The organism is Paenibacillus sp. FSL L8-0470, from assembly GCF_038008625.1.
Classification (GTDB): domain Bacteria; phylum Bacillota; class Bacilli; order Paenibacillales; family Paenibacillaceae; genus Paenibacillus_AQ.
In genome coordinates, this window is sequence record NZ_JBBOZM010000001.1 from 2,662,102 (window position 1) to 2,676,046 (window position 13,945).

Annotated in this window: 14 protein-coding genes; 6 read left to right on the forward strand and 8 right to left on the reverse strand. The window is 50.3% G+C overall.

The features are described 5' to 3' along the window. The first annotated feature begins 3 nt into the window (after positions 1–3). Positions 4–483, forward strand: a complete 480-nt coding sequence (locus NST99_RS11950; RefSeq protein WP_341091851.1) for a DL-endopeptidase inhibitor IseA family protein — start codon at positions 4–6, stop codon at positions 481–483. Positions 484–673: 190 nt separating this feature from the next. Here NST99_RS11950 and NST99_RS11955 read toward each other — a convergent pair whose 3' ends face one another. The 6 genes from NST99_RS11955 to NST99_RS11980 all read right to left on the reverse strand — a co-directional run bounded on the left by NST99_RS11955 (position 674) and on the right by NST99_RS11980 (position 5,395). Beyond that, positions 674–1,507, reverse strand: a complete 834-nt coding sequence (locus NST99_RS11955) for a hypothetical protein (RefSeq protein WP_341091853.1) — start codon at positions 1,505–1,507, stop codon at positions 674–676. Continuing rightward, positions 1,491–2,534 carry a M42 family metallopeptidase gene (locus NST99_RS11960; protein ID WP_341091855.1) on the reverse strand — a complete coding sequence of 348 codons (1,044 nt, stop codon included), beginning with the start codon at positions 2,532–2,534 and terminating at the stop codon, positions 1,491–1,493. Before NST99_RS11960 ends, NST99_RS11955 begins: the two co-directional genes overlap by 17 nt. 45 nt (positions 2,535–2,579) lie before the next feature. Then, positions 2,580–2,900 carry a LapA family protein gene (locus NST99_RS11965; protein WP_341091858.1) on the reverse strand — a complete coding sequence of 107 codons (321 nt, stop codon included), beginning with the start codon at positions 2,898–2,900 and terminating at the stop codon, positions 2,580–2,582. Positions 2,901–2,983: 83 nt separating this feature from the next. Beyond that, positions 2,984–4,774 carry an oligoendopeptidase F gene (pepF, locus tag NST99_RS11970; protein ID WP_341097625.1) on the reverse strand — a complete coding sequence of 597 codons (1,791 nt, stop codon included), beginning with the start codon at positions 4,772–4,774 and terminating at the stop codon, positions 2,984–2,986. 210 nt (positions 4,775–4,984) lie between these two features. Then, positions 4,985–5,155 carry a hypothetical protein gene (locus NST99_RS11975; RefSeq protein ID WP_341091859.1) on the reverse strand — a complete coding sequence of 57 codons (171 nt, stop codon included), beginning with the start codon at positions 5,153–5,155 and terminating at the stop codon, positions 4,985–4,987. 6 nt (positions 5,156–5,161) lie between these two features. Beyond that, complete coding sequence (locus NST99_RS11980) at positions 5,162–5,395, reverse strand: hypothetical protein (RefSeq protein ID WP_036702226.1); 234 nt, start codon at positions 5,393–5,395, stop codon at positions 5,162–5,164. 172 nt (positions 5,396–5,567) lie between these two features. Between NST99_RS11980 and NST99_RS11985 the strand changes: the two genes are divergently transcribed. Next, positions 5,568–5,765: a cold shock domain-containing protein gene (locus tag NST99_RS11985; protein WP_019911834.1), complete on the forward strand. Its 198-nt coding sequence runs from the start codon at positions 5,568–5,570 to the stop codon at positions 5,763–5,765. Between the two features lie 187 nt (positions 5,766–5,952). Here the strand turns inward: NST99_RS11985 and NST99_RS11990 are convergent, their stop codons facing one another. Next, a complete protein-coding gene (locus NST99_RS11990) occupies positions 5,953–7,230 on the reverse strand; it encodes an MFS transporter (RefSeq protein WP_341091861.1) in 1,278 nt (425 codons plus the stop codon). Positions 7,231–7,422: 192 nt separating this feature from the next. Between NST99_RS11990 and NST99_RS11995 the strand changes: the two genes are divergently transcribed. The 4 genes from NST99_RS11995 to NST99_RS12010 all read left to right on the forward strand — a co-directional run bounded on the left by NST99_RS11995 (position 7,423) and on the right by NST99_RS12010 (position 12,429). Beyond that, on the forward strand, positions 7,423–8,505 hold the full coding sequence (locus NST99_RS11995) for a tetraprenyl-beta-curcumene synthase family protein (protein ID WP_341091863.1): 1,083 nt from the start codon (positions 7,423–7,425) through the stop codon (positions 8,503–8,505). Positions 8,506–8,571: 66 nt separating this feature from the next. Further along, positions 8,572–9,543 carry a 6-phosphofructokinase gene (pfkA, locus tag NST99_RS12000; protein WP_341091865.1) on the forward strand — a complete coding sequence of 324 codons (972 nt, stop codon included), beginning with the start codon at positions 8,572–8,574 and terminating at the stop codon, positions 9,541–9,543. 127 nt (positions 9,544–9,670) lie between these two features. Further along, positions 9,671–12,154 carry a CoA-disulfide reductase gene (locus NST99_RS12005; protein ID WP_341091868.1) on the forward strand — a complete coding sequence of 828 codons (2,484 nt, stop codon included), beginning with the start codon at positions 9,671–9,673 and terminating at the stop codon, positions 12,152–12,154. Positions 12,155–12,168: 14 nt separating this feature from the next. Continuing rightward, positions 12,169–12,429: a metal-sensitive transcriptional regulator gene (locus tag NST99_RS12010; protein ID WP_341091870.1), complete on the forward strand. Its 261-nt coding sequence runs from the start codon at positions 12,169–12,171 to the stop codon at positions 12,427–12,429. A 111-nt stretch (positions 12,430–12,540) separates the two neighbouring features. Here NST99_RS12010 and NST99_RS12015 read toward each other — a convergent pair whose 3' ends face one another. Continuing rightward, the gene (locus NST99_RS12015; RefSeq protein ID WP_341091873.1) at positions 12,541–13,908 is read right to left on the reverse strand and encodes an MATE family efflux transporter; all 1,368 of its coding nucleotides are present in this window, start codon (positions 13,906–13,908) and stop codon (positions 12,541–12,543) included. Between the last annotated feature and the right edge of the window lie 37 nt (positions 13,909–13,945).

Sequence of the window (13,945 nt, forward strand, 5' to 3'; positions counted from 1 at the left end):
GTTATGCCAAGAATAACTCAGTCTGTCGGAGAATTGAAAAGGTTTATAGAGAATGCGGAGTCGGTCTGGGTTGAAGTGTTTTACTCGGCTGATACTAACAGAGTAATCATTGTGGACGGAAGGGAATATTTACGGCTGCCGCTGAGATTCAGTACAAGAGCCAAGGTGCTGGCTTATTTCAGAAGATATTGGGGTATTGTTTTGAGCAATAGAATGTTCTGTAATCTGCTTACTGTGACAAGAAATGGAAGATTGTACGTGATTGCAGGAGATACAGGCCCCCTGCCATACTATCCCCGGAGACTTCGGGTTACGAGTCGTACATCAACTAGACTTAGGGTTACGGCCAGCCTGTCCTTTGACGTAGATACAGATGAAGGAACTGAAATCATCCGTTACCTGATCGCCAGATCCGGGGAGCGGCTTACGATTCTGGACCGGAGTAATAAGGCCGGTGATCCAAGGTATCAGCCCTGCCGGTAAACTGGATTAAGATTATTTGCACAACAAGTGGAAACGGCTTCGCCGTCCTCAAAAGGACGGTATCCGTTTCAGCGAGAAATAGAAGGATAATTTATAGCGTGAAACATATAAATTCTTATCTTTTAAAAAAAGCAGGCTCAGTCCGATTCCGCTGACTGAGCCTGCCTTCATGTTTAACCCGCTAAACGGTCTATTTTCCCCCGGCCACGGCAATCATCTGCACCACCGGACGCGAATCGCCGGTTAATACAGCCTCATCGGCGTTCATCTGCGAGGAGCCGTCACCGTCCAGAAAGATGCCTTCTCTGCCTTCTCCGGGGACATGCTGCAGAACGGCTGTGCGGAACTCTTCCGCTGTACTGAGCGTTGGAGTGACGATCAGCCACAGCTTGCCCGCGCTATCGTAGACCAGGCCGGAGCGCATCCGCTGCTCATCAGCATTAGGAAGATGTTCTGCGGCAGCAGACAACGCCCACAGCTCTTCATGCTGCAGATTCATGCTGATTCCACCCTGAGCCCAATAGTTGGAGCGGTCACTGACCTCCAGTTCCCCGCCGGAGGAAACGACCTGCACTGACAGCTTGCTGCTTGCGCCATCCCAAACCATCGTTCCTCGGGCGTATTTGGCATTGAACCAGCCGGAGCCGTAGGCTCCCCGGGCTCCGCTCGACGGATTATCATTCATGATGGCTATCGACAGGAGGTCGGTCCCATAAAAGAAGCCGCCGTTAATGCCATATGCGGCGATTTGCCGCAAGGGGGCACCGGCAGGACGCAGGACGATATCTTCTGGTTCCAGCGACATCATGTGCAGCTGAACCTTGCCCGAAGTTTCCGCCTCCAGATAGGAGTAGGCATGAGGGAGGCCGTCAAAGACCTCCGCAGGCTGTGTATCCGGTTTAGCCATTATAATGGCTATCACCGTAATCAAGATAAACATGAGCAGCACCGCAACGGCAATCAGCCAGTGTTTTCGTCGTAAAATCCGCTGCAGCTTGCTGCCGGTTTCAGTTTGTACCGACATAAGCGGCAAGCAGCTTAGCGGTATTGAGCACGGCCTGCTTGTGCGTGCGCTCCATGGAGTGTGACGCATGCACGCCCGGGCCGATCAGCGCGGCGCGGATATTGTTGCCGCCTCTTAATGCAGCGGAGGCATCGGAACCGTACTGCGGATAGATATCTACCGCGAACGGAATGGCCAGACTGTTCGCCAGATCGATCAGGCGGCCGGTCATAGCATAGTCGTAAGGGCCGGAGGAGTCCTTTGCACAGATGGACACATCGGTCTCCTTGCAACTCAGGTCATCACCCATCGCGCCCATATCGACAGCGATGAACTCGTTGATCTCTCCGGGGATCCAGGCAGTTCCGTGTCCAACCTCTTCATAATTAGAGATCAGCAGAGAGAGGTTGTGCAGCGGCTTCCAGCCTTCGCGTTTCATGCTTTCCAGCAGGCCTAGCAGAGCAGCCACACTAGCTTTGTCGTCCAGATGGCGGGATTTGATATAACCGCTTGGCGTAATCACTGCGCGGGCATCAAAGGAGATAAAGTCTCCGACGCCAATGCCGAGCTTCAATACGTCATCCTTGGTGGAGACGAGTTCGTCGATGCGAATCTCCATATTCTCCTCAACGCGTTTGAAATCGCGCGCATCCGGATAGACATGGACCGAAGGATGGCTGGTCAGAATGGTGCCGGTGTAGGTAAGTCCGGTACGGGTATGTATGACGCAGTATTCATTCTCAATACTGCTCATGGTAAATCCGCCGACAGAAGTGAGACGAAGTGTTCCGTTCGGTTTAATGGACCGTACCATAGCGCCTAAGGTGTCCACATGGGCGCTGATACCGATGGTGCGCGAAGGATCAAGGCCGGGGACGGTCAGAATAACGCCGCCCTTTTCGTTCCAGCTTAAAGGCACGTTCAAGGCTGCTGCTTCTTCAGCCACAAGATTCATGACCTGGGCCGTGAATCCGCTGGGGCTTGGAGTATCCAGCAGTTTTTTGAGAATAGAGAGAATATAGTCTTCATTAGGCTGAATGGTAAGCAAGGTTAAGCCCTCCTGTTCATGATTAAGAAATAGAGACCCAGAGACCTAGTGTTGAGTAGTGTGTTCTGTGGAAAGGCTGTCATACTGTGTACCCAGATCGTCCAGTGAACTGCCTGCATCACGCAGTTTGTTCAGCTCTGCTGTCAGTCCTTTAATCTGCTTCTGCAGCTTATACTGGCGGAAAATGCCGTAAGAACCGACGACGACTCCACCGATCAGCGCACAGCCCAGAATGACGAGAATGAGCGGGATGCTGACAACATCAAAACCGAAATTAACCGGAACCGTATCGACGTTCATGACTGCGAACACAGCAGTAAGCAGAGCGAAGAAAAGACCGAGAATAAGCGACCATTGCAATTTCATATGATTTCCTCCTAGACGGTATGACAATATAAATCCCTCGCCCGCAAAGGGCAAGGGATTAATGTAATACTAAGCTTTCTGCCTTATTTGGTCAACTGTTCCATTTGCTCAATCACGCCTTCGAATACGCTCATAGCTTCGCGGATCGGTTCAGGAGAAGACATATCTACTCCGGCTTTGGACAGAATGTTGATCGAATAGTCACTGCCGCCGCTCTTCAGGAAGCCAAGGTAGCGGTCCACCGCCGGTTGGCCTTCTTCAAGAATCTGCTTCGCAAAGCTGGTTGCAGCCGAGAAGCCGGTAGCATATTTGTAGACGTAGAAGCTGTTGTAGAAATGCGGAATCCGTGCCCATTCCATTTCGATATCTTTGTCCACAACCATGTCTTTGCCATAGTATTTGACGTTAAGGTCATAGTACACAGCCGAAAGATCCTGCGGAGTAAGCGATTCGCCGTCTTCCGCGCGCTGGTGAATGATTTTCTCGAACTCGGCGAACATTGTTTGCCGGAATACTGTAGTCCGGAACTGGTCGGCGTAATAGGTAAGCAGGTACATTTTTTCCTTCGGATCGGTCGACTTGTTCAGCAGATAATCCATCAGCAGTGCTTCGTTAGTTGTGGAAGCCACTTCCGCAAGGAAAATGGTGTACTGTGCATCCCGGTATTTCAGCGCATTGTCCGAATAGTAGGAGTGAAGGGCGTGGCCCATTTCATGCGCCAGCGTGAACATGCTGTTCAGGTTGTCGTTATGGTTCAGCAGCACATAAGGATGGGTGCCATAGGAACCCCAGCTGTAGGCGCCGGTGCGTTTGTTCTCATTCTCGTAAACATCGATCCAGCCATTGTCATAACCTTCCTGCAGCACACTCAGGTAATCTTCGCCGAGAGGCTTCAGGCCTTCTTTGGTGATTTTCTTGGCTTCTTCAAAGGTTATATCCAGCTTATATTCGTCCACAAGCGGAGCGAACAGGTCATACATATGTAACTCGTCAACCCCGAGCAGCTTCTGGCGCAGCTTCATGTAACGGTGCATCAGCGGCAGGCTTTCGTGAATGGTGTCGATCAGGTTGGTATATACCTCTTTTGGAATGTTGTCACCGTACAGCGACATTTCCAGAACGGACGGGTACTTGCGCACACGTGAGTAAAATACATTCTTATTCACATTTGCGCTAAGGGTCGAGGCAATGGTGTTTTTTTGCTTGCCGTAAGTTTCGTAGACTGCCTTAAAAGCATTCCGCCGCACTTCGCGGTCAGGGCTCTCCAGGAACTGGATATAGCTGCCGTGTGTCAGCTCTACTTCCTTGCCTTCTTCATTCTTGACCTTGGGGAACTTCAGGTCCGCATTGTTCAGCATGCTGAAGATCGTCTGCGGTGCCTGGGAGATATTACCAACCTGGGCGAGCAGGGCTTCTTCCGCTTTGGACAGGACATGCGCCTTTTCACGCTTCATTTCCGTCAAGGTGAACGTGTAAGCCGATAAGGAAGGATCAGCAATGAACCGGTCCAAAGTCTCATCCGGCAGGGACAGAATCTCTGGTGTTACAAAAGAGAGAGCTTCTCCGGCTTCGACACTAAGCTTTTTCGCTTTTTGGGTAAGTGCCTGATAGGTTGGGGCAGCCGTATCTTCATCCTGACGCATATGTGCATATACATAGAGGCGTTCAGTCAGCAGCGACAGCTGGTCATCGAGCTCGAAGCAGGCCTTCAGCTTGTCGGAAGAATCAAGCTTTCCCTGAAAGCCAGCTGTTTTCTTGATCAGCTCTTTAACTTCAGCGTATTCTGCATCCCATTCCTTCTGTGAAGCAAACATATCTTCAAGCTTCCAGCGGTTCTCGGCGGGCACTTCACTTCTCTTTAATAATTGTTCCATAGAAATCCTCCTTGAATGATGGGATGTAGTAGGCATAATCTTCTGCGGCGCAGCTGAAGCGGAATAGTTGCCCGGCAGCAGGCTGAGCGCAAGCAGAAGCGGCAGGGATTTGGCGCGAAAGGACATACTGCAGCCTCCTAGATCTTAAAGTCAGCTTAGTATGCCCTTGCCAAATTCTGATTATTAACGCTTAAGCACATTTTACAGAAGTTATGCGAGAAAGCTATAAATAATGAAGACAAAAGCCAAGGCAATCAGGATTACGGCAGTCAGGGCCATGCCGCGCTTCATGCGCGGCGGCATCTTGTCTTTGCCCATAATCAGCACAGCTCCCAGGCATAGAACAACGACTACATATATTACGAGATTCTCGTTATCCATGTCCGGTTATACCTGCTTGAAGGCAGCGATGATATTCTTGTATTCTTCTTCATTATCTTTATAGGATTCTTTGTTGAACCGGTTGTTAACCCATTGCATCATGGCCGGACGGCTCATAAAGGTATGCGTTTCTTCTCCCCATTGATCAGAAATTTCACGGAGAATAATATAGCGTCCCTGAACCTCGACAGTCATCATGTTCCACTTGTCTGTTTTGTATATTTCATGTTTTTTGATCATTATCATTACCACCCTGGCGATTTTTGGCTTTTGGCTCAATGATAACGCACCGGGGAAGGGAAAAGCAAATGAAATCACTAATATAGGAAATTCATGGATTGCGTTGCAGAAATAGTTGGGTTATAATGTAAGCATACGCCATATATGGCGGTATTTTTAGGAGGTTGTTCATTTGAAAGGTACAGTAAAATGGTTTAACGCAGAAAAAGGTTATGGTTTCCTTCAAGTAGAAGGCGGCGAAGATGTATTCGTTCACTTCTCAGCAATTCAAGGCGACGGTTTCAAGACTTTGGACGAAGGTCAAGCAGTTGAATTCGATATCACTGACGGTAACCGTGGTCCTCAAGCAGCTAACGTAGTTAAATTATAAGAAACGGCCGGACAGTTCAGCTGTCAGCCGCAATATATATTTGATTTATGGCAAAGCACTTGCAAGAGTGGTAACCATCAACTTACAAGCCACACAGTTCTTTCGGGAACTGTGTTTTTTTATTTGTGTTTTTTATTATAGAGAAGAGACCTTACCGGCCATAGTCTGGGCAGTAAGGTCTCTTGTTTTATTGAGCAGGCGGGAAGGGCGAATCCGGCGGCTTGCTGGCGGCAGGTTTTATTTTACGGTTAAAATAACGTCCGGGGCCTCCTCCAACATCAACGAGATGCTTGCCGAGAAACCCAAGGAAGGCGAGCAGCGAAAAGCCCGTGGCCACCAGGTAAAAAACTTCGCGTCCGGCGTCCTGATAAATCAGGCCTCCGAATGTGCCGCTTAGCAGGCCGGAGGCACTGGACCACACCACTGTGAAGAGAGCGAGTCCTGTTGCACGCAGATGGTCGGGAATAATCCGTGTAATGTACCGGACGGCCGTCACATAAAAAATTCCGAACGAAATGCTGTGCATCGCCTGAATAGCGATAACGGCCCCGGGAACATCGGCCAGCGACATAAGCAGAAAGCGCAAGGCATACATAAGGCTGCCAATCGCGAGCAGCGGCAGCTCTTTGAATCTTTCTCCATATTTGCTGAGCAAAAAGAACACAGGGATTTCGCTTAGTGCCGAAGCGAGCAGTGCCCAGCCGATGACTTCATCACCGGCATTCATTCCTTTCAGGCTGAGGGTTAGAAAAGCTTCATTCATTCTGTGGCCGAGGGCGATTACGAATACACAGCCGAAGAACCACAGCACTTCCTTTTGCAGTAAAATTTCTTTAAGTCCGCCGCTCTTGACAGGGGGCTCTCCAGAGCTGACACTGCTCCCGGTTGCTTCATCATTCCGCTTGGCATCCTTCAGCCCGAAGGTGATAAGGAGTGCGGCAGCAATGATAACAAGACAGACGGTAATGCTGTAGGAAGGACCTAAGGCCCGCAGAACGTAGCCGATGGTGAGCGCGAAGAAGGAATACCCGAGAGAGCCAAACACGCGTATGGCGATGAAGTTGCGTCCGTGGCGCTGCGCTATTTTAATGGCCATAGTGTCTGCAAGCGGAAAAACCGGGTAATAGAAGAAATAGAAAAGGGAAATAATAAGCATAACACTTGTAAAGCCGGTGGCTCTAGCCAGCATTAGTGCAGTTACCAATTGACCTGCAAGAAGGATAGCCATGATCTTTTTGATCGTGCCCAGCCGGTCGCTGACCATGCTCCAGAACAGATTGGAAAGAATGGAGATCAGCGGTCCGACAGAATATATCAGTCCGACCTGAGGGCTGCTGAAGCCCAGATGGGTATAGAATAGCGGGAAATAGGAAACTACCAGCACGCTTGTGCCGTAGAGTGTGAACATAAAGGATCGCAGCCAGTTCTGATCGCTGTACCGGCCGCCGGTCCGTCCTGAATACATGAAGTTGCACTCCTCCGGATATCAAATACGGATAGTATAGCATAAAGAAAAGTCGGCATGTTTGTTAAAATTGAGGTATTTCTGAATCTTTCAGCCTTTTGCGAAAGTGATTTTGTTGTTTGTACAAATACGTTGATGATATTATAATAATGATGATTTGGATAAGGAGACAACAATGTGGAGGCACTGTCATTGAGTGAATTTGAGCAAGGCCGTTACCTTAGCCCGCGGGGTCCTATTGGGCTTATGAACAGGGTCTACAAGTACGTGCTGCCGGAAGTGCGGGAAAGTCTGGCCTTCTGGCGCCAGGATGCGGAAGGGATTCCCGATCCCGAGCTCCGCAAGCAAGCGCTTGCCAGCATTGAGACGAAGCAGTTTCATTGTGAAGGCGGCGGAATTTATGCCGCCGGTAATTTGTCAATGAGACATATATTGATTCCGTTAATTGTCGCATATCAAACGATCAGTGATTATCTGGACAACTTATGTGATCGCAGTACTTCGCTGGATCCTGCCGATTTCAGGCTGCTGCATCAATCCATGCTGGACGCAATTACCCCCGGTGCAGAGCCTGTTAATTATTATGCGCTGCGCAGCGAGCAGAATGACGGCGGATATTTGTACAGGCTGGTCCGCAAGTGTCAGGAGATGACCGCGCTTTTGCCCGGGTATGCTTCGGCGGTCGCGGAGATTCATGATCTGGCTGTACTGTATACGGATTTGCAGGTTTATAAGCACATAAGCCCCGAACTCAGGGAAGATGCCCTGAAGGAGTGGTGGGCGCAAGAGGGAAAGCGTGCTCCGCATCTTCAATGGAACGAGTTTGCAGCAGCAACAGGTTCCACACTGGGGGTATTCATGCTTTTTCTGGCCTCTTGCGACCCCAAGCTGACTAAATCGGCATCGGTTTCGATTCGTGCTGCGTATTTTCCGCATCTTTGCGGATTGCACATTATGTTGGATTACCTGATCGATCAGGATGAAGACCGGGCCGGCGGTGATCTTAATTTCTGTAATTATTATGACAATTCAGATACTATGCTGAACCGGATTGCTTCCATCGTGGAGTGGGCCCGTAAGGATGTCCGTAATCTTCCCGAGACCTCCATGCACCGCATGGTGATCGAGGGGCTTCTGGCACTTTATTTATCCGATCCGAAAGTCAGCGAACAGCGGGAGGTTCGCACGGTATCGAAGCGTCTGATGAGAAAGAGCCCGCTGACCAGACTGTTCTTTTTTGTGAACAGCCGCTGGATCCGCAAACACATGTATTAGATGTCGTGGAGCGCATTTCCTGAGCAAGGGATGGGCACCGCACAATTTTAAGGAGGAACAAACAGGATGACTAATGTTAAAAAAATCGCAGTATTGACCAGTGGAGGAGACTCACAGGGCATGAACGCCGCTGTGCGTGCGGTAGTGCGCAGCGCAATTTTTTACGGGGTTGAAGTGTATGGTATCCAGCGCGGCTATCAGGGTCTGCTGAACCGGGACATTTTCCCGATGGATCTGCGCAGTGTAGGCGATATTATTCAACGTGGAGGTACCATTCTGCAGTCTGCGCGATGTCTTGAATTCGTGAAGCCTGAAGGTCAGCAGAAAGGTGCGGACATCCTGAATGAAATGGGCATCGACGGCCTTGTGGTTATCGGTGGTGACGGCTCTTACAAAGGAGCTAACAAGCTCAGCAAGCTGGGAATTAAGACAATGGCTTTGCCGGGTACGATTGATAATGACATTTCTTTCACGGACTACACGATTGGCTTCGATACAGCAGTAGGGGTAGTTGTAGATGCCATTAACAAGCTTCGTGACACCATGTCCTCGCATGAACGTTCCTCCATTGTAGAAGTTATGGGACGCCACTGCGGAGATATTGCTCTTCATGCAGGCCTGGCTTCCGGAGCGGAAACCATTCTCGTACCGGAAATGCCTTATGACCTCAACGAGGTGGCTGACCGGATGCGTGACAACTTTGCCAGAGGCAAACGCCACAGTATCGTTATTGTCGCTGAAGGCGTAGGCAAGGGCGAAGACGTTGCACAAGCGTTGAAAGACCGCCATGCTTCACTGGATGCCCGCGTAACGGTTCTGGGTCATATTCAGCGCGGAGGTACTCCGACTCCAGGAGACCGCAACCTGGCAAGCCGTTTGGGTGACTTTGCTGTTCGCAAACTGCTTGAAGGCGAATCGGATAAAGGCTGCGGCATTATTAAAGGCGAGCTGACCCTTACCGATATCGATATTGTGGTGAATACGAAGAAAGATTTCGATACGGAATTGTACGAGCTGGCTTCCCGTCTTTCCCAATAGAATACAAGAGAGCAGGAAATGCTGCTTCACAAGCCGCCTAGAGATAGGCGGTTTTTTGTGTTTGACAATATACCCCCACCCGTATATTATATACCCCATGGGGTATAATTAAAAGGAGGAAAAGAATATGGGTAAAACAATCATTATTATTGGTGGCGTTGCCGGTGGAGCGACAGCTGCCGCGAGGCTGCGGAGACTGAATGAACAGGATGAGATCATCCTGTTTGAACGCGGGGAGCATGTATCGTTTGCCAACTGCGGACTGCCTTATTATATTGGTGAAGCTATTGATTCCCGCGATAAGCTGTTTCTTCAGACGCCCAAGGGCATCAAGGAACGATTTAACATAGATGTGCGTGTGCTTACTGAAGTAACGGAAATTGTACGCCAGCATAAACTTGTTCATTATCATGATGTCCGCACGGGTGAGACGGGGGATATTCCATATGACATCCTGATTCTGTCCCCGGGAGCCAGACCGATTATGCCTGATATTCCCGGTCTCTTAGAGGCCAAGAATGTGTTCACCTTAAGAAATATCCCGGATACGGACCGGATTAAATCTTTTGTAGACAGTATACGTCCTAAGCATGCCACGGTTATCGGCGGAGGTTTTATCGGGCTGGAAATGGCGGAGAACTTCCGTGAACGTGGACTTGAGGTGACGATTATTGACCGCGGTGCACAGCTCCTCAATCCGCTGGACCCGGAAATGGCCAAACCTGTGGAAGAGCATCTCCGGATGCACGGCGTGGAAGTAAGGCTGAATGAGGGGGTGGAGGCTTTTGAGCAACAGGGCGGAATGCTGCGCCTTTCTTCTGGAGACGTGATCAGGACCGAGATGATCATTATGGCAATTGGAGTCACTCCAGAGAATGAGCTTGCCCGCCACAGCGGTCTAGAGCTGGGAATCCGCGGCACAGTTAAGGTCAGTTCAACCCTGCAGACCAGCGATCCCGATATTTATGCCATCGGCGATGCCATCGAGGTCAAGGACCGCAATCATGGATTCCCCACCATGGTTTCTCTGGCATGGGGAGCGAACCGGCAAGGCCGTCTAGCGGCAGATCATATCAACGGTCACGCCATCTCCTATGATGGAGCTTTGGGAACGGCAATCATTAAGACCTTTAACCTGACCTCAGCAGTTACCGGGAACAATGAGAAGACGCTCACAGCTCTCGGTGTCCCTTATGAAGCCATTCATATCCATCCCAATTCACATGCGGGTTATTACCCCGGGGCATCCCCGATTGCCATGAAGCTGCTGTTCAATCCCGACAATGGTGATATATACGGAGCACAGGCTGTGGGGGCAGATGGTGCCGACAAGCGGATTGATGTTATTGCCACTGCTATTCGCGGCAAGCTGAAAGTGAACGAGCTCGCAGATATAGAGCTGGCCTATGCACCGCCGTATTCTTCGGCTAAGGACCCCGTCAATATGGCCGGGTATGCCGCTTCCAATGTTATGGATGGATTAGTCAGCAATCTGCAGTGGCATGAGGTGAATGCTTTCTCCGCCAAGGGCGGACTGATCATCGACGTCAGAGACGAGGTGGAGCGGCTGGCAGGTTCCATTCCCGGCTCAGTGAACATTCCACTGTCCGAACTGAGAAACAGGCTTGCCGAGATTCCAGCGGATCAGGAGATCGCGGTATCCTGCCAGGTAGGGCTTAGAGGCTATATTGCTGCAAGAATGCTGAGTCAGCATGGGTACAGAGTGAAGAATGTTGATGGTGGATACAAAACGTATACTGTAATGGCAATGAAGGACATCCTGCCGCCAGAGGAGAGCAGCGCAGATACAGCAGCCCATTTACCAACTTCTCCGGATTCTTTAGGTGACAGGGCACAAAGCGGCAGCGGGGAGCAGCTGCTGTTGCTGGATGCTTGCGGACTGCAGTGTCCGGGCCCTATACTCAAAGTATATGAGACTGTAAAGTCCATGCAGGAAGGACAGCAGCTGGAGATTGCTGCTACGGATTTCGGGTTTGCCGCAGATATTAAGCAGTGGTGCCTCAAGACGCAGAATACGCTGGAATCGGTGGATGTGTCGGGAGGGAAAGTGAAGGCTCTTGTACGTAAAGGGTTAAACAGGGTGACGGGAGAAGCCTTGCCAGCAGTGCCTCCTGAAGTCAAGGAGGGTACGACGATGATCGTATTCAGCGGTGATCTGGACAAGACGATTGCTTCCTTCATTATTGCCTCCGGTGCGGCAGCGATGGGCAAGCAGGTGACTATGTTCTTTACCTTCTGGGGGTTGAATGTTCTGCGTCAGAGAAATGCTTCTCCGGTTAAGAAAAAAGGATTGGACAAAATGTTCGGAATGATGATGCCTCAAGGTACCACAAAGCTGCCGTTGTCCAGAATGAACATGGGCGGGCTGGGGGCAAGGCTGATACGGCATGCAATGAAACGGAAAAATGTGGACTCTCTGGAACAGCTGATGCAGGGTGCGCTGAATGCCGGCGTAAAGATCATTGCCTGCACGATGAGCATGGACATTATGGGTATCAAACAGGAAGAATTAATGGCTGGCGTCGATTTTGGCGGGGTAGCCAGTTATCTGGGAGCTGCAGAGGATTCAGGTGTGAATTTGTTTATCTAAAGGATGTGGGATGTATGGAATATGATAAAGGGATCAAAAACAGATTGAAGCGTATTGAGGGCCAGGTGCGTGGTGTGCTGGGCATGCTGGAGGAAGGGCAGGATTGCCGGGAGATTGTGACGCAGCTGACGGCAATAAGAACAGCTGTAGACCGCACGGTGGGTGCTGTTATCGGCTCTAATCTGGAGCAATGCATTCAGGAGGAGCTGGAGCAGGGCAATTCACCGGATCAAGTGATTAAGGAAGCGGTAGAACTGCTTGTGAAAAGCCGGTAACTCAAAAAAGGAACAGTCGCGGATGAACGCGCTGTTCCTTTTTAATTAACTGCGAGAACATCACATTTCTTCGGCCTGATGCCGTAACAAGATGTGCTGCACTTCAAGGCATTATTGTTCTCCGGCACCGGTGGCCAAGGCAAACCGCCGCTGGACTTTAACTAGCCGTGTCAGCAGCAGAATGGCTCCAATCGCCAGACCGGTAATCAGGCCAACCCAGTAGCCGTAGGCACCCATATCGGTATAAGTCGCCAGGACATAGCCTGTAGGCAGGCCGATTACCCAATAGGCGGCGAAGCAAATGATGAATGCCGGGTTTACATCCTTATAGCCCCGCAGTACCCCTTGCGTCGGCGTGGCAATGGCATCGGAGATCTGGAAGAAGATCGCATAGATTAAAAAGTGCTGAATCAGGGAGATGACCTCGGGTTCGTCAGAATAAAGTCCGGCAACCGAATCACCGGCGAACAAGAGGACGAGAGCAGTCAGCAGCGACAGCACGGCGGCCATGGCGATGCCCATAATGCCGTATTGGCGGGCATCCTTCTGCCTGCCGGACCCGTTCTCAAAGCCGACGAGAATCGTCAGGCTCATGCAGATGCTGAGCGGAATCATGTATAGGGTGGAGGCGAAGTTGATCGCCGCCTGATGAGCTGCAATGGTTACTGTGTCGAACCGGCTCATGAGCAGTGTTACTGCCGAGAAAACCGCCGTTTCAAAAAAGATGGAAAATCCGATAGGCACGCCAATCTTAAGCAGCTCTTTGAAGCTGCCCAGCGATATGGCGTAGAACTTGCGGAACAGCTGCAGGCTTTTGAAGGGATCAGATCGGTAAATGAAGGTCAGGGCAATTCCGAAGATCACCCAGTAGGTGATAGCTGATGCGACCCCGGCTCCGACTCCCCCAAGGCGCGGGAAACCGAAATTCCCGAAGATAAGCAGATAGTTCAGCCCAACATTGACAGGTAAAGCAATTAGCGTGATGAACATCGAAACTCTTGTCTGCCCTAAAGCATCGATACAGCTGCGGACTACCGTATAGCCGAACAGAGGGATGATGCCGAAGGAAATGGCGCACAGGAAGCGGAAAGCGATATTCCTTACCGACGGCTCCAGATTCATAAAATCAAGAACAGGCGACAGTGCGAAACCGCCGATCATGAGGACGAGCAGAGAAACAATCAGTGAGAGCCAGATGCCCTGGGTCACCTGATAAGCGACATCTTTATCCCGGCGGTTGCCTATTAAATTGGACACAATCGGTGTTATACCCATGAGTATACCGCTAAGACCGGTTTGAATCGGGATCCATAAGCTGGTGCCGATGGCTACGCCGGCCAGATCATTCGTGCCGAATTTGCCGGACATATTGGTATCAAAGAAAGTAATAGCTGACAACGCAATCTGCGTAACAAGAATAGGAAATAAAATATGCAGGAATTGGCTTGCCTTTTGTTTAAGAGAAGTAGTATGTATCATCGGTTTGTGCCTCGTCATCTGAATTTTATAAAAGTGG